Source organism: Legionella gratiana (assembly GCF_001467695.1).
GTDB lineage: Bacteria > Pseudomonadota > Gammaproteobacteria > Legionellales > Legionellaceae > Legionella > Legionella gratiana.
This window is the reverse complement of the sequence record NZ_LNYE01000022.1, coordinates 531,427-552,459: the sequence shown is the minus strand read 5'-3', so window position 1 is coordinate 552,459 and position 21,033 is coordinate 531,427. Positions and strand designations below refer to the sequence as shown.

The window sequence follows — 21,033 nt, the reverse complement described above, 5'->3', positions numbered from 1 at the left end:
TTATTAAGGAGATGCTAAATTGAGGTTGCTGAAGTTAGAGGGATTAATTAAGCGCCTGAAGCAAAAAATTGGAAGGGAGGCAGTACATGGATAAGATAACACCGCATATATGGTTCGATAAGGAAGCCAGGGAAGCTGTCGAATTTTATATTTCTTTGTTTCCTAACTCAAAAATTATGAATATTACCACACTTCACGACACACCATCGGGAGATTGTGACGTTGTTTCTTTTGAGCTTTCAAGCCAATCTTTTATGGCGATCAGCGCAGGACCTCTTTTTAAATTTAATCCCTCAGTTTCGTTTCTCGTAAATTTCAATCTAGCAGAGAGAAAGGATGCCAGAGAAAAACTCGATAGTTTATGGAATAAGTTGCTCAGCAAGGGTACGGCGCTCATGCCGCTTCAAGAGTATCCTTTCAGTAAACACTATGGTTGGGTTCAGGACAAATACGGTCTTTCATGGCAACTCATTCTTTCGGATATCAGAAGCGAAGAACGGCCACCTATCATTCCAGCGCTGCTGTTCGTTGGCAATGTATGCGGTAAGGCAGAGGAAGCTATCAATTTCTATATGTCGATATTTAAAAACTCAAGATGGAATAATGTCACTTATCATGATTCGAGGCATGATCCGGAAAAAGAAGGAACAATTGCATTTGCTAATTTCATACTTTCAGGCAAATGGTTCGCTGCAATGGAGAGTGCTCTAAATCATGATTTTGCTTTTAATGAAGCTATATCATTCATGGTAAATTGCGAAACTCAGGAAGAAATTGATTATTATTGGGAAAAGCTCTCTGCGGTGCCAGAAGCGGAGCAGTGCGGTTGGCTCAAGGACAAATATGGTCTTTCATGGCAGATTGTTCCCACTGCTTTAGGAGAAATAATGAAACATGGCACCCGTGAACAAATTGACCGCGTAACGCAAACATTTTTACTGATGAAGAAATTTGATATAGCGGCTCTCAAGCGAGCTTATAGGGAAAAATAAAATAAGAAAACTCACAAGCAGACTCTATGTTGAATTATAGTGTTAGCACACTATAAAAAAGTCAAAAATACCAGGCTATCTGCTTTGATGTGCAATAGAAATAATAGCCAATATCTTCAATCATTAGTGTTTTAAGATTTGATTCCACAGCCCGATATCCACTGGGTTTAATAAAATCCTTATCCCAAACTCCTATTAAATGAGTGTCAACTCATTGAAAATAATAAATTATAAGAATGATTGATATGACACATAAAATTAATCCATTGGTAATTTTTTTGGAAAATGCTTTTATTTTAATAATTAATCAGGCCTTTCGCTAGGACATATTTGGAGTAAAACATGCCAATTCAAAACAAAAGCAATAATGAAGTAATAGTACCGCCACCATTAGATTCACGAATAAGCCAAGAGATAGAGCCTCAAGTGCTTACATTTGTGATAAAAAAATCGAAAGAATCTTTTATCAAAAAACATAAAACTGCGATTATTGCCTTAGGTGCTACTGTGTTGGCTGCTGGTATGTTAGGTGCAGTTGCCTTTTTTGCTTGGCCGGCTGTTGCAGCAGCTATTCTGAGTTTCGGTGCCTATGGTCTTACTCTTGGTGCTCTAGCTGGGGCTAACTTAATAGCGCAAGTTGGTGTAGTTGCTGCTGTATCTGCAGTTGGTGGGTTCATCGCTAGTAGTAGTCTTGCGGCAGTTGGTCCTAAGTTAATAAATGGGATAAAAAAAGCATGGAATGCGTTATATGAGTCACCAGTTGAGATACAAATTAAGCCAACACTTCAAGCAGATCCTGCACCGCAATCTCTGAAACCTCTGAAGACCTTCGCGGAAACAGTGAGAATGTTGAATGATATCAAAGCTCCTGCGCCAAGCTTGGTTGCTCCTCCAAAAGGTTCGTGTGATTTTTTAAGAGCTATGGAAGAGAAAAAAATGGATTTTCGGATGAAATGGGAGCAACTACAAGGCGACGAACTAGAGTATTGTATTGATAAAGAGCCGGAGCAGAAGACGGAAATGCAACCCTGCTTACCTACTAATAAATTCAAGCAAATATACCAGACCATGTTGACGAAAGGTGAAGAGGCTTTAAAGATGTTCACTCAAAGGGCTCCGTAATCGATAAAATTAATTCGATTTGAATTCTCATTTGCTTACTAACTAGTTTTGTTTTAAAAATGTGTTCCAGCAGATCAAATCAAATTAAATTAAATTAAGGTGAGTTTCGGATAAAGAATCTATTTAGATCCAGTCGCCTCAGCCCGGACTATTCAAAATAAAACGACGTTCTTTATCCGAAACTCATGTTAATTCAGAAGAAATAAACTTGGTATCAGAAGTCGGCACAATTGAATTGAAATCGTGGATTAGAGCAAATGTTATGAGCAATTTTCCAGACAATACAAATACACTCATATAGATTAATATTTTGAGCCAATGAGATCGGAGTAATAGTATCTGTAGTGGTGATTTAAATATCGTAATAGCAGCTAACTTGTGGTTGGTGATTAGGATCTTTACGAGAAATCATCTCAGGGGTATTTATTTTCACAACGAACTCATTCATTTTTAAATAATGCTCCTGAGTATTTTCATCTAGGGTCAGATCCAATTTGGCTTTAAAAGTACAAATAGGTACAATATCATTCTCATCCTGAGCAGCTACTTTATTGAGCTGCGGAAGTATGTTTTCATCAATTGTGTCTAAAGTGGTGCCATCGCTTCTTATTGCAAAATGTTTCGGCATTTTACTTGTATCGATAGGATCAATAAAAGCACATGCAAGGATTTTCAATTCTACTGTTGCATAAATTTGACCTGTTTCTGGATTTTTCGACCAATTGACACTTCCGCGCGTAAGCGTGGGTTTTAAGCCCTCAGTCAAATGTTGATCGTTATCGATCAATTCCATCGAGTTTTCAAATTCATCTAAAATTATCCCTTGCAGTACTTGACCACCAAAATGAAAAATTTTATTGGCTTTGGATCCAAGGACATCAATTTTATCACCCGCAAAATTTTCGATGGTAGAGAGAGCATAGACATCGTTTTTTCCTGTGTCTATTTTTACTCCATAAAAGGTAGTTCCTCCACGGCGAATATCCATAACCGACGTTGAGTCATCAATGGTTTTAGCATTCTTTGTTGTATTTTCAAGATCCTGTGCCATTTGTGTCTGTTTTATTAAATCAGAGGTGTAGTGGATCTTGCTTACAGGAATATGTCCTTCCGCATGAGCTTTAGAGAGTTCATAGTGACCAATGAGTGTACTATGGATTTCAGTAAGAAAACCACATAAAGAGCTTTTTTTACTAAGAAGCACGTTTGGCTCTAGTTTTTGAGGTCTTTTTTCTCTAGTTGTAAACTTATCAATATCAAAAGAAGCTAGAGTTCGATAATGAAAATCTTGAGAAAGTACATTTTTGAAACTCTCTGTTTTTTTATTTTCGGTATAGATCTTCATTTCCTCTATAAAACGAATGGCCTTCTCTAACTCACTAATGGTCATATGATCATGTAGTGCTAATCCTTTTTCGATGTCGCTAATAAACTGATAACGTGAATCATCATGAAACCATTTCATGCTTTCTTTACGAGCATGTTCTTTAAAGAGAGCTAATTTTGCATTCGCTTTTGTAATTGCACTGACAAGTTCGTTCATAAATCATCAAAAGTGAGTGGTTGATGTTCAAATTATATGATATAAGAATTAAGACTTTATTAATAAACCATAATTGGCGTATAAAAGTAGTTAATTAACGTGAACTTGACATAAAAGATACAGATAAAGCTTGTTCTTAGTGAAGTGGGAAGCTGTCGAACTCACGTTAATTAATAAATGGATAAACATAGGGAGAATAATAAATGGTACAAACAACTTTTTTTATGCAAAAGGAAACTTCTCCAACCAAAAGAAATGATCTGAAAGTCTATTATATTCCAATTGTTGAAATAATGGGCAATATGAAACAGGTAAGCGCATGGAACTATGCAAGAAATCCCTTGGTGTCCCGGATGTTCTATACCTCCACTGATGCTCTGTTTGCACAGGAAGCGCTGGAGGCAGGAAGGACAACAATCTCTTGTTATAAGGTAATGCTTAATGCGACACAAATGGCAACGCTTAACCAGAGCAAAAGCATTGGTAAAGGTCATTTGATGGCGTTACATTTTATGCCCCAAGACATTCTCAGTTGCATTAAGCTCTCAGGAAGTGAGCGCAGCGAAGTGATAAATCCCTTTTATCAAACAAGCGAAGCTGCTGCGTTTGAAGCCGTAGCAACCCCATGAGCGTGTTCAAGCAATCTAACGGTGGAGACGCGTACAGTTTCGTCTCCTCTAATGAATTTATTAGCACGTCATCTGACGCTATCATAAATTTTATTTCATGTAAAAATAGTTCAGTTTGTAAAAATAATGGAAATTAAAAATTAATCTGATCTTATTTTTACTGTTAATCTCGTTTTTTACTTTGTTCTTGTCTAATTGTTTGTAAATAAAAATCTGGCTTCGGATAGTGCTCATATTCTATTGTTGTCAACATCCCTGCATTTAAATGATAGAGGTTGTGACAATGATTAACCCATACTCCAGGATTTAACGCATCGAACTCGACTTTTACAATAGAAAAAGGTTGTACCAATATTGTATCTCTCATTGCTCCTTTAAATGGTTGGCCATTGATTTCAGTTACTTGAAATATATGCCCATGAAAATGCATAGGATGAGACATTGGAGTTTTATTTTCAAAAGTGATTTCCACTCGGTCACCAAAATTAATTACGCTAGGAGTAATATCTGGCCAGCTTTGATTATTTATAGTCCAGATATATCCTTGCATTTTACCGCCAAGAACATAATGTAAATGCTTATCTATTCTTTTATTTGGGAGTGAATTCATCCCTGTTAATTTTTTTTCTAAAGCATAGTAATCAACTCGGCCCATTTTTTTACCGGAGTTAGTGGCGAGTTGGGGTATTTTAACATCACCAGCCTTGAGGAATAAACCTGTTTGCTTATCAGTTCCTTCAGCTAGAGCTTTGATAGGGAAAACCCCACCTGACTCCGGGATATCCATGATTAAATCGATGCGATTAGCAATACCTATAGGGAACGAATTGCCATGCACAGGATGCACTACATTCTCACCGTCTACAGCGATTAATGCTGCTTTCAGCTTACCCGTATCAATTGTAAAATTAGTCGCAGAAGAAGCATTTATAATTCGAATTCTGACTTTTTTTGCTGACTGAACTGGAATAACATCTGCAGCATTTAATGTTTTTTTGTTTGTTAAGAATGCATCATAATCAATATCATTTAAATCATCTCCACTTACCTTGTTGCTCATCGCCATTTTGGCATTTCTCAAATTGTCAAATAATGTCTGGGGATCATTATAAGTAAAATCTTCGAGAAACATAATCACCTCCTGCAATCCGTTGTATTTATCCTCTTTATCATAAATAATTAATGGTGCTGACAATTGATTTTGTTCTTGAAATTTTTGATGAGAATGCATCCAGTAAGTACCTGATTGCATTAATTTATAATTAAAATGTTTATTTTGACCGGGTTGTATCAGAACTTGTGTAACCTCTGGTACGCCATCCTGATTATTGGGAACAATCAATCCATGCCAGTGAATTGTAATTGGTACAGAGGTTTTGTTTTCAACCATAACATTAAACATATCTCCTTTATTACCAAAATAGCCTTTACTGTCTTTGCTGCCATCAGGGTGAGTAAATATTAATTGAAATTCTTTTGTTTTTTTTCTCTTTCCATCTACCTGAAACTCTTTCCCTATAACCGTGATAATAGTTTTCTTTTCCTCGGTATCTGCAGCATAGGTGCAATTAAAGGCTAAAGCTATTAAGGAAATACAAGATACTGTATTACAAAGAAAAAACCTAATTCTTGCTGTATTTATCTTAATCATTGCAATCCTTGTTAGTGACTATTTCGCTTAAAAAAAGAGTAGGTTGCTTTGCCTTTTGCTTTTGCATGATACATGGCAATATCAGCATTCATAAAAAGAGTTTGTATATCTGAACCATGTTTAGGAAACATTGCGACTCCAATACTGATGGATGTTTTGATGAATTGATCATCTATTTGAATCGGATTATGAAAAGCGGATAAAATGCGTTCGAAGATTTTAATTAAATCTTTATCTTGATAAATTTGTTCAAAAATCAAGCCAAACTCATCTCCTCCTATTCGTGCAAAATAATCAATTCCCCGTAAATAAGGAGTTATAATTTCGGGGAAGATCATTAATAATTTATCTCCATAGACATGTCCAAAAGTATCGTTAATTACTTTAAAATTATCAATATCAATAAAACATAAGCCTAATTGAGTTTTGTTCCTTCGGGCTCGGCCTAAGGCATGTTCTAGGTAATCAAAAAAACTCTGTCGATTGGGTAATTTGGTTAAAGGATCATAATGAGCCATTTTTATTAGCTTTTTCTCATTATCCAGTCTTTCAGTAATATCACTAAAAATAATGGCGGCTCCTATAACTTTGTGATTTATAATGATAGGGATACAGGTATAGTCCACTGATAAGGAACTATGATCTTTTTTCCAGAATACAGCTTCTTTTGCTCTAATTATCGTTTTCTTTTGGATGGCTTTATAAATTAATGAGCTTTCAATTTGATTAAGAGAGGTTATTTTCTCGTACAGAATTCTAATTATGGATTCATTTTTTAATTCGTTACTTGAGTAGCCTAGTAATTTTTGCGCGGCTGGATTAATAAACGTGATTTTATGATTGACATCTATCCGGAATATGCCTTCACCTGCAGCATTTAATAGCAATAAATTTTTTGCTTTTTCTGTTTTTAGTTGTACCGTTTTTGAATCGGCAAGATATTGGATTAAATAGCGCTGACCGTAGAGAATAAATAAAATGATATTCATCAAAACACAAAAAAATAGAGTTGTTGTTAAGGCTAACCATACATGCCAGGGATATTGGTTAAAAACAAAATACGGGGATAAAGTAGCAGTAATATTCCATGTTAAATCTGCAAGATATTTTGTGTAATGAATATTAAATAATTCGGCAGGATTGTATTGTAATTTTTTATCATAAACCTCAAAAATAGGGAAATTTAAATCAGGTGAATTTACCTGGATCGTGAGGTTTGAGTAATTTAAAAAATTATCAAAGACTTGATTGAATAACTTAATAAAATTAATTTGCAAAATAGTAAATCCTGCAAGCTGATTCGATCGATAGACTCTGGAAATAACGAGCATCTTGTCAATTTTTCCATCACTCCCTAAGAGTAAAGGTGCATCGCTTAATCTATTAATGAGATTGGGATTTGATGATAAATCATAACCATTAGGAAAAGTATTGTGATCTTTTGAAACGGTAAAAAGAATAGGGTAGTACACCGATTTTGTCTTTGAAGATGAATAATTTTTAGAATTTTGCTCCAAAATTTCAAGATTATATTTTTTTTCAAAATCCTCTTTATTGATTACTTTAGGCACCCACTGTATGGATTGAATGATTGAGTTTTTTTGTAACAATAAAGTTCCTTGGTATTGAAAATTTTCTTTATTTATGATAGGTGTTGTAGCAAGAAAAAGAGAAATTGTATGAGCAATTTCTTTTGTTAATTTAAGTTTTTCGGTTAGCAGGTTAAATTTATATTGAGTTACTTTAGCGAATTTTGATTGAACTTGTTTGAATTCTGTGTGTCTATAAAATATATGACCAATAATCACGATTATGAATGTCAAGCATAAAGGGACTAGGACGGGTACTATTCTGCTTCGCCATAGTTTTCTGGGCTTGGCAAATAAAATCAGAAAAACAGGAGTAAAAATTAGCACGCCAATACTGTCTCCTATCCACCAGGTAATCCAGCTCAATGAGATGTTTTCAGAGGATATTACTCCTAGTAAATATAAGCCTACATTACTTATAGTTGCAGCAACAACACAAGAAACTGGACCTGTAAGAAGTGCAAAAATAAGAATATCCTTAGGGAAATGTAGAGGATTGTTTAATCGGACAAAACGTTTGACAAGCCACCAACCAAATAATGCTTGAAGTAAAGCACCAACTCCTGTTATTAATCCGGGAAATAATCTTGAAAAATCAAATAACTCACCAACATTATTAGAGGTTATGTAAACATTGAGGATAAATGAAGCAATGAAAATGCCAGGTAAAGTTCGTAAACCCCAAACAAGCACAGAACCAAGCGCAATTCCCGATGATGCCCAAATTGTGGTTGCATAACCTGGAGGTACGGCAAGCATTAGTCCTAAAAAACCACTTAAAATATAGAAAAAAATAACAACCAGATTATATAGAACTGTTTTTTTTAAAACGATTTTTTCTTTCATTTAAAAAAGTAGTGCAGTTTTGTATTTAAAAAATAGTACAATCATTTTCTATAATGCTTTTTTCAATGTTTCATTAAAGTGTAGCACCGAAAAATAGAAATTATATGGATAAGCAACTAAAATTGAAAAATAAATAACTTTTGAATTATCATCTCTTATGTTTTATTTTTAGTATTTTCTGTCAAAGAAGTAGATGCTTTAATTTTGATTATGCAATTCTCTGATAAAATTAGTTGCTAATCGCAATCCTTCGGCTAATTTATTATGAATTTCTGGGCGCATATTTTGGTCTTGTGCTTCCATTTCGTTTTGTAAATCAAGAGCAATATCTTCAAGTAAACGAATTTTTTCTTCTTTACTTATATTTCGATGATAAATTTCCATTACCTCAGCGTCCCTATTCATGTTTGAACCTTTATATTCATTGATTTATATCAATTATAGCGCAAAAATATTGATTAATAGTTCCTGAATAAAAAACTATTTCAAATAGCTTAGCAATAAAGTTTTTTTAAATCTGATTCATTCTCAAATGAAACCTTAAAGAAAATAATTATCAAAAGATTTGGCTCTTTTATTTTTTCTCTTTTTTCTCCAATTTATGACCATTTAAATACCGTTCATTACGTTCATTATCTTGTTTTGCTATCTGTTTTTCTTTTTTTGTCCTTCCGAATCTAATACGATTTTCAGAAGCTTTTTTTTCTTTTTCCAAACGGTTTTTAGCCTTTCTTTTTTTATTAAGATTAATGATATCTGCCATAGCACTCTCTATTATATATGTTGTTTATACTATAGCGCATAAAAAACTAAATTGGTGCATATTATTTTCAGATCGAGCTACTTAATATCCGGAAACTTAATTTTTGCTGCTTTAATATCAATTTCCAGAAAACTATTAATTTTAATTGTTGCTGGGCTTGCAGGTGCTGAAAACTTCACATCAATATTGCTTTTCAAAACCATCCGGAGGAGGTGGTACTTGAAAACAAATCCCAATTCTGGATAATCTTGATTATTTTTCCTATTATCACCAAAATCTCAGAGATTATCCGCAGATAACAATGTTGGTTGAGCTTTTGACTTAATAAAACGGCTGACAAAAACTAATTATCCTCATAATTGGAAATCTAATGTCCTTGACACAATTGTTTATTTTTATTAGATATAATGATTGTTCATCATTTATGAAAATCAATGCAGCCGTATAAAAGATGGATTAAATGGAGCATAGTCGTTGCCTTAATTGCAATTGTCTGGTTTTTTCAGAGCCAAATTCCTGTTCTGATAAACTGGTTACGTACTTTAGGTTATCCAGCTATTATTGGTTTTTGCTTCCTTTATTGTTTTGTCTCACTATTATTTTTACCAATTATGCCACTGATGCTTGCATCGGGTGCTTTATTTGGGTTTTATTGGGGACTAGTGCTGAATTTATTTAGCGCCTTACTTAGTGCTACAATTGCATTTATGATTAGTCGTCATATAGGGCTTGGTTGGTTGTCTGCTAAAAAAAGACAACAATTAGATAATTGGATAAAGCGTCTAGATTCTTACGGATGGAAATCTCTTGCCTTATGTCGTTTAACTCCTTTTATCCCCTGTGCTATTGTGAATTACGGATATGGCTTTACTCGGATTAAAACATCAGTATTTATAATAACTAGTTTTATTTTCTTTATTCCTCTGTTAGTTGTAGAAACTTATTGTGGGTATTTGAGTACATGTTTTTAAGTTGTACTCAACCTAAGATTTATTTATGACTTGATTCAATGGCCTTGGATCAAAAATTTTCAATTCATTATATTGATATCCTATGAAGTTTATAATAATTAATTTTTTATATTACATTAATTGAGCACTGAGATAAGTATTGGTTAAGGATAAGACATATTGTTAATAGGCAGAAAAAAATAGTCGAAGTCAAGACTGTTTTTTTAATTTTAGTTTGTTTAAAATAACCAGGTATCATTTCTCTTTGTTCCACATTTTTTCCTGTGGATAATTAAATCACCGAATACTCTATCTTCAAGTACCGCTTACTTAGAGCGTCTTGTCTTATATAGACTTTTCCTTTGCAAGAATAAAAATTTACAGTCATAAGTTATGCACATTTTCTGTGGATAACTCTGTTTATATTCTGTCAAACCTAATGTAAAAATAGAAGTTCGTTGATGGTTCTAGAGATTGTATTTAAAATCCTATTTTTTTAGGATTTTAATAGAGTATTGTTGCTTTTTTAAATTAATCCTACTATAGTGGGATTATTTGGTGGTTAAATTGAAATTCTTACATTAAGTATGTACTAATAGGATTATATGGCTAAACAAATTAAAAAATTAAAGACTCCTAATCTCCAACAGCCGTTAACTGCAGAGTTGTTGGGAGAAGTTATAAAAGCACGTCGAACTCAAAGTGAATTGCGGTTAGAGGATGCAGCTGCTTTATGTGGTGTGGCCAAAGAAACCTTTATGAAAATTGAGCATGGGCAATCAAGATGTCAACTGGCCAGTGTATTACAAATTTGTTCTGGTTTAGGAATAAATCTTTACATAAAGCCGTGGGCGGATAATGGCGAGAATGAAAATGATTGGAGATAAGCAGGTTTTGGATGTTTATCTAGGAGAAATTCAAATAGCTAATATCACACCTCTCGAGGATCAGCTGTATTGGAGTTATAGTGAGAATTGGCAAAAGACAGGGTACGCTATTTCACCACACATACCTTTGTATGAAGATATTCCACCATTAAATGTACAACGATTTCTACGAAATTTATTACCCGAAGGAAAGCCTCTAGAAGTATTGGTTGATAGCTTCCATATAAGTAAATCTAATACATTTGGGCTTATTAGAGCCTTAGGATTGGATATGGCTGGTTCATTAGTAATATTGCCATCTAATCAGCCAATTCCTAGTCAAGCTAATTTTCGACCAATAACTAATGAAGAATTAGAGCAGCGATTAAATCATCCTGATTCTTATAGTTTAATTGTTTGGGATGGAAAACCCCGACTTTCAGTTGCTGGGGTACAGGATAAAATTAATATAGTACTAAATAAAGAAGGGGATCTTGGTTTTGGAGAAGGTAGTTTGTGTTCTACCCATATCCTTAAATTTGAAACACAAAGACTTTCACATTTAGTTTTAAATGAATATCTAAGCATGCAACTTGCGAGGCGCTGTGCATTGAGTGTCGCCAACGTTCAGATGCTGCATTTTGGTCAGCATTCTGCTTTATTGGTAGAGCGTTTTGATAGGAAATTGATTACTACTAACATAGTGAAAAGACGCCATTTAATAGACGGTTGTCAGGCATTAAATTTGCCTCCTGAATATAAGTATGAACAAAATTTTGGAAATAGTAGAGATGTTGCTCACATTAGGGATGGAGTAAGTTTGCCTAAACTATTTGACTTTGCAAATCAATGTATCAACCCCGCAAAAACCAAGCAACAAATACTCGATTGGGTTTTATTCAATATTTTGATTTTTAATTGTGATGCTCATGGTAAAAACATAAGTTTCTTTGTTGGGAATAATGGTATTTCGCTGGCTCCATTTTATGATTTAGTTAATATAAAAATGTATTCTGAATTTGAGCATGATTTGGCTATGGCATTAGGGGATGAATTTGAGGGGGATAATATCAATGCTTATCAATTAGCCGATTTTGCAGATACATGTAAGTTGCCAAGGTCGTTAGTAGCTAAACGGTTAATGCTTTTAATTGACAAATTAGCCGCTGCTTTGAAAGAAGAAATCCAACTTATTGCTGTTGATGATAAAGAAATGAAATATTTAAAGGAATATCAAGATATTGTTACTAAGAGAGGTGAACATTTATTAGAGCAGAGTGACCAAATTACTTCAATGACGCTTTAATAAGAGAACAGACTCACTGCTAAGATAACAAACAAAATATGGAACAATTTTTACGAGTAAGTATTCTAAATCCAACAAACTGATATGAATTTTGAAGCAAAAAGGGCATTGAGCACGATTCATGAAGTGATCAAGGATCACAGACAATTACCATGATGAATCTCATCTAGAATGGGCACTGAGTGCCCTACTCATAAAAAGCATCGCCCCCATCGCATCCATAATATTGCAGAGACTAGGCCGATTTGCTGGAAAATTAAGAGCTTGGATAGAACCATAAGTTACTATTTACTGTCGAACTAACCGGATATTTTTTCTATCAAAAGCACTATTTTTTGTGGAGCGGTAGGGGTTAATATCCAATCCTCCTCGTCTAGTATAACGCCCATAGACTGTTAGTACTTCAGGTTTACAATAATTCATAATATCCACAAAAATCCGCTCAATACATTGCTCATGAAACTCGTTATGATTTCTAAAGGAAACAAGGTATTTTAATAGACCTTCTCGATTAATCTTTTTCCCTTTATAAGTAATTTGCACGCTTCCCCAATCCGGTTGATTAGTAACTAAGCAATTTGATTTTAATAGGTCAGAGTACAAGCTCTCTTCCACTACCACATCATGAACGCTAAGAAAGGATGGCTCAACTAAATAGACAGAGCATTCGACATCGAGGTGATCAATGCATTCGCCTGTCAGCATTTGTGATACAGAGTATTGTTTTGCTTGTTGCAAAGGATAAATTGTAACTAAAACTGGTGCTTCAATCCGTGCTTCCAAGTCTTTTTTAATCGTATTTTCTAACTCATCAATGCTTTTTATTTGGGTGTTATTGAATGAATTAAAATAAAGTTTTAATGACTTAGATTCGATGAGTTTTGGTGAGTTACAATCATAAAAAATTTCACCAATCCCAATCATCGGCTTCCCTTTCTCGTTCAGCCAGGAGACTTCATAGTGATTCCAGCAATCGAAACCAACAAAAGGGGGATTGGCGGGATCAATGCCAATTTCTTGTCGCTTGCCAGCTCTTAAAATAGGATAGAGTCGATTGGGATTATACGTGGAATCATAGTCCGATTTTTTACCTAACTCTGACTTATTAACGGATTGATATTTTTTTAATACAGCATCGTTCATAGTATTTAACTCCAATATTTCAATAATTTTTGCACTACTTTGCCAATTGATTGGCTGGTTTATTTCCAGTTGACTGGCAATGTAGGTTAACAAGGAAGCTGCTTCATTAATTTTATTAGCCTTTTCACTCAATTCACGTGCTTGAAGGCTCATTGATTCAGCCAAATTAAAATTCGGATTAGCAAGGATTTCTTTGATGGTAGATAAAGAAAATCCAAGGAATTTTAAGGTGATAATTTGTTGTAAAATGAGTAAATCAGCTTCAGAATACAGACGATAGCCTGAATCAGAACGCTTTGTTGGTTTTAACAAACCCACTTCATCATAATATTGTAATGATCGAATTGAAAGGGAAGTCATTTGGCTGATTTCTTTAATCTGATAATATTTCATAGGCATCATCTCCTTAATTGATGATTCTAAACTATCACGCAACGTTAGGGTCAATACTCAATGATTCAAAAGATAAAGAAATTTTTAGTTTCATGTTAAGAGGTATGGCTTTATAGATTGATTTTCTACATTGTGGTCATTATTAATCCAAGTATTGTTCAGTTAGCTCAAAATTATGGAGGACCGTAAAAGGCCGTCGTAAATTTTTTGAGGCAAGTCACCAGGTTGGTTTCTCTTTAATTTTTTACAGATTGTTTTTAATTGATTTTTATTCACGATGAACTTGCCTTAAGAATGCCTTGTGTTTCTGATTCTTCGTTAAAAAATTTGACGAAAAAGGTTTTACTCAATTTGGGATTTTTTTTATTTATTCTTGTGAATTCTGCCATGAAGCCGCATTTCTTATAAAATTCTGGCGCTTGGAAAGCACTGGTCACTAAATTGATATTATTAAATCCCTGACCTTTGAAATGATGTTCAAGAGCAAGCAATAACTGCTTGCCATATCCTTTACCACGATAAGCGCTGTCTATCCAAATGTCATCAATATAAATTTCTGCAAATGCCGTATAGGCATTTATCACACCCAAAATACTTCCTTGGGCTGAAGCGATGGTTACTGAAAAACGCCGATAATTAACATCGATACCATGTTGAGCCTCATAGGCAACAAATCCTTTTGTCATTCTATTTTCTGTAGCTTCATCAAGCTCATCAACAAATCGGATTTGATAATCTTTCTTGTTTTCTAAAGGATCAATATATCCATGTGCGGTACTATCAAAGCGAAAAATAACCCGGTAGGGTTGATGAGAATCATAATTTATCGTCTTTATTTCTTCCTGATAATTGCCGGCTGTGACACTTGAAATAGTTTTGCGCCAAAAGGCAAGTGCTGGCTTGTTTTCAGGAATTACGGAAACCTCCCATAATCCGAGATGCATTTTCCATAGTTCAGAAGCAGCCAAATACCCCAAACCTTTGCCCTGAAACTTAGCAATAATGAAAAATTCTCCCATATTCCATGCAGTATCTGGATAAAGTCCTTCTTGATTTAATAGGGCAAAACCTGCCAATTCATTACCTACTTTGATAAGAAAAGCTTTTCGTGTCGGTTCCTCAAAGTAATTTTTAAAATCAAAGCTTTCGTACAAACCATCGGCAGGCAAAGCCCAATCGTCCGAAATAAAACCACAGTCACGCGAAAGGTCGTATACATAAAATCGTGCCATATTTTGGATAGTAGGATAATCATCCAATGTTGCTGTCTCAACTTTTAAAGCAGCATGTAATTCTTTGATGTTCACAGCGTTTTCCTTAAATACAATTTTGCCGTATGGCTTTCATCTGTTGTTGCCTGAAATTCTTGACGCAAAAATAAAAAACAGGATTCTTTTGAAATCCATGTTGTTCAAATTTTGCTTTAAATCATCATAATAATAACTTTAGAATAATCCCATATTATTAAAAACCATGATATAAATTTTCTATAGCCGAAGATAATGAGCGGAGCATGATTAGAATCTTGACTAAGCCCTATATGTTTAAACCCTGCTTTTTTATAACAGCGGATGGCTTGTTGATTGTTGCCATCTGGATCTACAACAATGGTTTTAAAGCGGGTTAGAAACAGATCAATAAATTGACTTATGTACGAGAATATATCAACGCTCCTGAGTTTACTTATTCATTTAATAGTAGCCTTAAAAAATACATGAAGACAGCTATAGACTATGATTCTAATCCACGTAATAAGTGTTGATTACATAACACGTACTTGGGAATCACATGATATACATCAATCATTCCTAAAAGTAACCGATTATCTGAACGACACCTGGATACTAAGGTAAAAAAGCACCTGATAATGCATCTTATGCATACAGTAAACGTTTATGTAATACAGTACTCATTCTCTGATAATACTCGCTTGATATCCTAATAAGTGAAGATATTTTATATAAATAGGTTGGTATTATTATGACTACTCCTTTATTTCCCCCTAATGATGGCTCTATTACTATTAAACAAGGCAGAGGAGGTGATTGTTACCTTTTAGCTGCTGTGGACTGTTTATTAAATTCGGGACAAGGAGGATATGCATTACTAAAATCATTATTTGTGGAAAAAGCAGGAGGTGTTGAAGTTCGTATCAAGCGGACTGAACAAAGTAAATTACTCCAGATGGATAAGATACACGGTAAATTTATATATTATTATGATCAAATGACGAATCAAGATGTGTTTTTTCTGGATAGAAAAAGGCTTGATGATATTGACCGTCCAGGTTTGGGTGTGGTGAGTAACTCCCTTGCCATAAAAATTTTGGAACGACTCAGTTCTTATTACTATGTAAATCATCTTTGGAATCCGCATGATCCCTCAGCAAGTGTTATGGCTCATAATCTCCCTTACAGACACTTAGGATATGAAACAGCATTTGTTGCAAACTTACTAGGTGTTAGCGCTCAAGATTATATAAATATTTATGACATTGTGAAGCTAAAAACCATTGCACCTCAAGAGCCTGTCTATATTGCTCTTGATTGGGGAGATATGGATGCTTATGGGCAAAGACATGGGGCACATGCTTTAAGGGTAGACAAAGTTATTCCTAATGCTCATAGTCCAGGAGGCTATGATGTTGTCTTAGTTAATCCATGGGACAATCAGAAGCGAGAAATTTTTAATATCAATGACTTAATCCAAAGAAGAAGCCGTTTCGCCACATTTAGTATTAATCCTTATCAACCTGAGCTAACTCGTGCTTTGTTAAGCCAGGATGAGCATATAGGAAAAGCAGTATTTGCAGATCCTAATCTACTTAATATGCTACTTAAAATAAGAGAAGGTTCTGGCGCATTGACACCAAATGTAATTATAAACTGTGTTACGTTGCATGAGCAGTTGCATTTCCTACCGGTTTTTTTCAATTCCTTACCTATTGAACAACAAGCAAAAGTATTTTCATGCATTTTAAATTTTAATGGTAATATGAATGCATTTCTTAGTTCATTTCTTTCCGTCGAACCCAGTTTGGGAGATCAAGTACAAAAAGCAAACATGGTTATTGCGCACTACGTGAATCAAATTAATAAATTTGTAATATCTTTTGAATCACCTCAGTTAACTTCAATTGATTCAATAAACAAATATGAAGAATTTTTACTAAAGCAGCTCCATGGCATAGTGAGTGATCAAATCATGTATCAAACTAAAGAAATTCTAGGATTGCCGTCTCTTCCTGCTGTTGATAAAGCATATCTAGATAAAATAAATGAGGTGAAAGAAGCCGCGCAAAATAAGCGTATCACTAAGGCTAAAAACGTAATTATCGAATTTACTAAAGAAATTGCTGCATTTCCAGTTGCATTTAATCATATTACCATACATGAAAATGTTATTGCTCACTCCCACGAATTGTCAGAAAATCTGTTAAAATTCGTTATAAACTCTAAAAAGTTAGAGCAAGCGAAGCAAATTTTAGGTGTTGCAGCAGGGCAACATTTATCGGTCATTTTAGAAGCCATAAATAGACAAAATCAAATCATTCAAGAGTCTGCTCAACAACAATTAGAAGAGCTTAAGAAGCAAGAAGTCGAGTCACGTATTAAAAAAATCAATGATATAAAAATATCTTTTGCGGATCATCTGAAGACTCCAGAAGATGTTACAATCCATCGTCTTGAGTTGGAGTTAGAGCTAACTAAGATATATTCTCGTCGTTGTTGGTTTGATATTCGTCCTTTAGTTAAAGAGGCTTATGAGCATCGTAAAATGCGAATTGATTTAGAGGCTGACACAGCAATTAGGAGATTGGAAGGGAACTATTTTGCTTTAGGCGAATTTGGTTTATTTGCAGTTAAAAACACTGCTGCTAATCCTGATTTAACAAATCAATCTGAGTTAAAATTTAAATGAAGAGTAATAATTTCTGAATGTCTACTATGGATATGATGGAATGGTAATTTGCCTAAAAATATTTAAAAATCACCTTGAAATTAGAGCAAATAATCCCTATTAACAGTCTCAATACTTTTTGATGATGAGGATTAATAACATAATATCACCCCAGACCAAGCAATTGATTTGTTGCGAAAGGGTAAAAGTAGTATTATAAAAGAGCTAAAAGATCAAGGCACCATGAAAATAGTTGGTGGTTTGTACGATGTTTCGTCTGGCGAAGTCCTATTTTTTGATGAGTAAGATTGAGTCGGATTCTGTATTTATTTGCATAGTAGCGCTAGTTTTGGTGGCGTTACTTACTCATTTCTATGAGTTTATCAGATAAATTGATAAATTTGATCCTTACTTTCTGCTTGAGATTTATATGACTATTGCATTAGTCTGGTTTCGCTATGATTTAAGATTGAATGATAATCCCGCGTTTATCGATGCTTGCTCACATCACCGGTTCGTAATTCCTTTATATATTTATGACGAAAAAAATAGTGTTTTAGGAGGAGCACAAGCCTGGTGGCTTCATCATAGCCTTACTTCTTTAAGCAACTCCCTAACTCAGATTGGATTATATCTCACTCTTCGCAAGGGCGATCCCTTAGAGATTATTTTAGACTTGGTTACGAAAATTTCTGTGGACTCAGTCTACTGGAATCGCTGTTATGAGCCTGCTGCTCTATTGCGTGATAAAAAGATAAAAGCTACTTTGTTGGCTCAGGCTATTGAAGTCCATAGTTCTAATGGAAGTTTGTTCCATGAACCTTGGATGATTAGAAATAAAAGCGGTGATTATTTTAAAGTATTTACTGCCTACTGGAAACACTGTAAACAAATTCTTAATATTCAACCGGTAATGCATTTAGATCATCGTCCAGCTGGAATTGACGTTCAAAGTGATAAGCTTTGGGAGTGGAAATTATTACCCACCATCAATTGGGCTGCACGATTTAACGACTATTGGACCCCAGGAGAGAGTGGTGCCCAACATAAACTTCAAGAATTTATCGAGCATCATCTTAATGGTTATAAAAAAAATCGAGATTTTCCTATAAAAAATGCAACATCACGCTTATCGCCTCATTTGCATTTTGGCGAAATTAGTCCATGGACAATTTTAAGAGCCATTGAACTCGCGAAGCGTGATCCTAACTGTGATTTATCATCAGTGGAATGTTTCCTTTCGGAGCTCGGATGGAGGGAATTTTCTGTTTATTTACTGTATCATTTTCCAAAACTTCCATCTGAGAATTTCAGAAATGCGTTTGATGCATTTCCTTGGCACAACGATGAGCATTTATTATCATGCTGGCAAAAGGGCTTCACTGGTTATCCAATAATAGATGCGGGGATGCGGGAGTTATGGGCAACAGGCTATATGCACAATCGTGTCCGTATGATTGTCGCGTCATTCCTGACTAAGGGGTTACTCATTGATTGGCGTCTGGGTGCCGATTGGTTTTTAGATACTCTTGTAGATGCTGATTTAGCAAACAATAGTGCAAGTTGGCAATGGGTGGCCGGATGTGGTGCAGATGCAGCACCTTATTTTCGAATTTTCAATCCAGTGTTACAAAGTCAAAAATTTGATCCTGATGGCAGATATATTCGTTATTGGGTTCCGGAGCTTTCTCAAGTAGAAATTCAAACAATCCATGCTCCTTGGGAGTCTATTGATTCTAATAGGTTTTATTTAAAGACAAATTATCCCCCGCCCATTATTAATCATCATGAGGCAAGAGTAAGGGCACTCAATTATTACAATCAGTTTATTATTTAAAGCCCTAAAACTCATAATCAAGCACAATTACTGAATCAAAACCATGTTCTAGAACTGGCAATATAACCTGTTGAGCGACTCTATTATGTTCAGGATGATTGACGTAATTATTTCGTCCTATGATATCCTCAAAATCCATAACGAACCCATGTGTAAATCCCTTATTTAATTGTTCAATACTACAATTTACTCCATAAGTGTAGCTTTTCATTGCTGGGATGCTGTTTTTCAATTGAGCAATTTCCAAAAAGACATTATTAATTTCCTCTTGAGTTATATCGGATTTAAATTGTAATAAAACTATATGCTTTAACATCTATTTCTCCGTTTAATAAAGTGTCAAACTAGTTTAACCCATAATATACGGACTAATCGGTTTTCGCAAATTGCTGGCTAAAGCAAAATTATCTCTTAGCTTGGTTAGCCAGATCCATTGCAGAAAGTATCCAAAAATAAATGATGATGCTTCAAAAAAATTAACTTTGTTAACGGTGTACGAGTTTGCTATTGCAAACACATAAGTTTTTGAGCAAAAAGGATAGTACATAAGCGAGAATTGTTCATTATATAAGTATTAATTCGTATATCATTTGTTCAATATGAACAATATACTACTATATGTAAATAAAAAAATTAGGAGTAAATAATGAACGAGGTAAAACGCATCTATGTATTAGGACATCCTGCCGCAGGTAAGGCTTTTTTTTCTAAAAGTTTAGCTGATAAACTTGACTATCAATTTATTGATGCTGATATGGGCTTTGAGCATAGAATAGGGCTACCAATTAAGGAAATACTTGGGCAAGCTGGGCTTGAACAGTATGAGCGAATACAGGATAAAATATATGATACATTGTCCAAGCAGTCTGGCATTGTAGTTGGGCTAGATTGTTACATTGGAAATACACCCAAGGTACATGAATACTTAAGTAAAGCGTGTGTTGTGTTTCTAAAAACAACTATTGAGACACAAGTCAGACGCTCTGGAATTCGTGAACCGCTTATTGCTGATCAAAACTATGAGGATTTATTTAAGACTTTGCATGAAGATCGCGATGATTATTATAATGAAATAAGTGATGTTGTTTTGCCAGCAGATGATGGAGATGTCGATAGGCATATTGATATGGTCATTGAGTATCTAAAGCAGAATGAGCTCAACCCAGTTAAGTCAACAGGTCTCACAGACAAAGAGCTAATTTATTTTAAATACAATACGGATATCCCTGTTCGTATTTCCGAGCAACAGGCAATTTGTTTAAAGTATTTATCAAAGGGTAATACAGCAAAAGAAATTGCTCGCGAGATGGATATATCATACCGTACTGTTGAGGTATATATTGCGCAACTTAAAGAAAAACTTGAATGTGATTCAAGCAAAGAACTAATGAGTATTTACTTATCAAACCATTGATTTGTAGAGCTGGACATTAATCAAGCATTTGTTTATATCTTCATGCGTAAATGATATAATAACAATTCTTCGAGTCTGTTTAAGCTTGA

The 21,033-nt window shown here is 34.5% G+C and carries 17 protein-coding genes; 9 read left to right on the top strand and 8 right to left on the bottom strand.

Translation table 11 applies throughout. The features are described from left to right. Positions 1-86: 86 nt before the first annotated feature. Both Lgra_RS10200 and Lgra_RS10195 read left to right on the top strand, forming a co-directional pair. Positions 87-992, top strand: coding sequence for a VOC family protein (locus tag Lgra_RS10200; protein ID WP_058499137.1), 906 nt, complete (start codon positions 87-89; stop codon positions 990-992). 342 nt (positions 993-1,334) lie between these two features. Next, positions 1,335-2,114, top strand: a complete 780-nt coding sequence (locus tag Lgra_RS10195; protein ID WP_058499136.1) for a hypothetical protein — start codon at positions 1,335-1,337, stop codon at positions 2,112-2,114. Between the two features lie 352 nt (positions 2,115-2,466). Here Lgra_RS10195 and Lgra_RS10190 read toward each other — a convergent pair whose 3' ends face one another. Further along, positions 2,467-3,657: a hypothetical protein gene (locus Lgra_RS10190; protein WP_058499135.1), complete on the bottom strand. Its 1,191-nt coding sequence runs from the start codon at positions 3,655-3,657 to the stop codon at positions 2,467-2,469. Between the two features lie 203 nt (positions 3,658-3,860). Here Lgra_RS10190 and Lgra_RS10185 point away from each other — a divergent pair, with 203 nt between their 5' ends. Continuing rightward, positions 3,861-4,286 carry a hypothetical protein gene (locus Lgra_RS10185; protein WP_058499134.1) on the top strand — a complete coding sequence of 142 codons (426 nt, stop codon included), beginning with the start codon at positions 3,861-3,863 and terminating at the stop codon, positions 4,284-4,286. A gap of 163 nt (positions 4,287-4,449) precedes the next feature. Here Lgra_RS10185 and Lgra_RS10180 read toward each other — a convergent pair whose 3' ends face one another. The 4 genes from Lgra_RS10180 to Lgra_RS10165 all read right to left on the bottom strand — a co-directional run bounded on the left by Lgra_RS10180 (position 4,450) and on the right by Lgra_RS10165 (position 9,135). Further along, positions 4,450-5,937 (bottom strand): multicopper oxidase family protein, encoded by a 1,488-nt coding sequence (locus tag Lgra_RS10180; protein ID WP_083502895.1) that lies wholly within the window; start codon positions 5,935-5,937, stop codon positions 4,450-4,452. An 11-nt stretch (positions 5,938-5,948) separates the two neighbouring features. Beyond that, a complete protein-coding gene (locus Lgra_RS10175) occupies positions 5,949-8,372 on the bottom strand; it encodes a diguanylate cyclase domain-containing protein (protein ID WP_058499132.1) in 2,424 nt (807 codons plus the stop codon). Positions 8,373-8,570: 198 nt separating this feature from the next. After that, complete coding sequence (locus Lgra_RS10170; RefSeq protein WP_058499131.1) at positions 8,571-8,777, bottom strand: hypothetical protein; 207 nt, start codon at positions 8,775-8,777, stop codon at positions 8,571-8,573. 169 nt (positions 8,778-8,946) lie between these two features. After that, positions 8,947-9,135 carry a DUF4169 family protein gene (locus Lgra_RS10165; protein WP_058499130.1) on the bottom strand — a complete coding sequence of 63 codons (189 nt, stop codon included), beginning with the start codon at positions 9,133-9,135 and terminating at the stop codon, positions 8,947-8,949. Between the two features lie 434 nt (positions 9,136-9,569). Here Lgra_RS10165 and Lgra_RS10160 point away from each other — a divergent pair, with 434 nt between their 5' ends. The 3 genes from Lgra_RS10160 (at position 9,570) to Lgra_RS10150 (ending at position 12,257) form a co-directional block, all read left to right on the top strand. Further along, positions 9,570-10,106, top strand: a complete 537-nt coding sequence (locus Lgra_RS10160; RefSeq protein ID WP_058499129.1) for a TVP38/TMEM64 family protein — start codon at positions 9,570-9,572, stop codon at positions 10,104-10,106. 584 nt (positions 10,107-10,690) lie between these two features. Continuing rightward, on the top strand, positions 10,691-10,972 hold the full coding sequence (locus Lgra_RS10155; protein ID WP_058499128.1) for a helix-turn-helix domain-containing protein: 282 nt from the start codon (positions 10,691-10,693) through the stop codon (positions 10,970-10,972). Continuing rightward, the gene (locus Lgra_RS10150) at positions 10,959-12,257 is read left to right on the top strand and encodes a HipA domain-containing protein (RefSeq protein ID WP_172468392.1); all 1,299 of its coding nucleotides are present in this window, start codon (positions 10,959-10,961) and stop codon (positions 12,255-12,257) included. Before Lgra_RS10155 ends, Lgra_RS10150 begins: the two co-directional genes overlap by 14 nt. Positions 12,258-12,545: 288 nt before the next feature. Here Lgra_RS10150 and queF read toward each other — a convergent pair whose 3' ends face one another. Both queF and Lgra_RS10140 read right to left on the bottom strand, forming a co-directional pair. Then, positions 12,546-13,793 (bottom strand): NADPH-dependent 7-cyano-7-deazaguanine reductase QueF, encoded by a 1,248-nt coding sequence (queF, locus tag Lgra_RS10145; protein ID WP_083502894.1) that lies wholly within the window; start codon positions 13,791-13,793, stop codon positions 12,546-12,548. Positions 13,794-14,065: 272 nt separating this feature from the next. Further along, positions 14,066-15,100, bottom strand: coding sequence for a GNAT family N-acetyltransferase (locus Lgra_RS10140; RefSeq protein ID WP_058499126.1), 1,035 nt, complete (start codon positions 15,098-15,100; stop codon positions 14,066-14,068). A 673-nt stretch (positions 15,101-15,773) separates the two neighbouring features. Between Lgra_RS10140 and Lgra_RS10135 the strand changes: the two genes are divergently transcribed. Continuing rightward, entirely contained in the window at positions 15,774-17,714 is a 1,941-nt protein-coding gene (locus tag Lgra_RS10135; protein ID WP_058499125.1) for a hypothetical protein, read from the top strand. Positions 17,715-18,123: 409 nt separating this feature from the next. Continuing rightward, entirely contained in the window at positions 18,124-19,530 is a 1,407-nt protein-coding gene (locus Lgra_RS10130; protein WP_058499124.1) for a cryptochrome/photolyase family protein, read from the top strand. A 4-nt stretch (positions 19,531-19,534) separates the two neighbouring features. On the opposite strand, the gene Lgra_RS10125 is transcribed toward Lgra_RS10130, so the two are convergent. Then, complete coding sequence (locus tag Lgra_RS10125) at positions 19,535-19,846, bottom strand: Dabb family protein (RefSeq protein ID WP_058499123.1); 312 nt, start codon at positions 19,844-19,846, stop codon at positions 19,535-19,537. Positions 19,847-20,176: 330 nt separating this feature from the next. Between Lgra_RS10125 and Lgra_RS10120 the strand changes: the two genes are divergently transcribed. Continuing rightward, complete coding sequence (locus Lgra_RS10120; RefSeq protein WP_058499122.1) at positions 20,177-20,944, top strand: shikimate kinase; 768 nt, start codon at positions 20,177-20,179, stop codon at positions 20,942-20,944. Positions 20,945-21,033 lie beyond the last annotated feature (89 nt).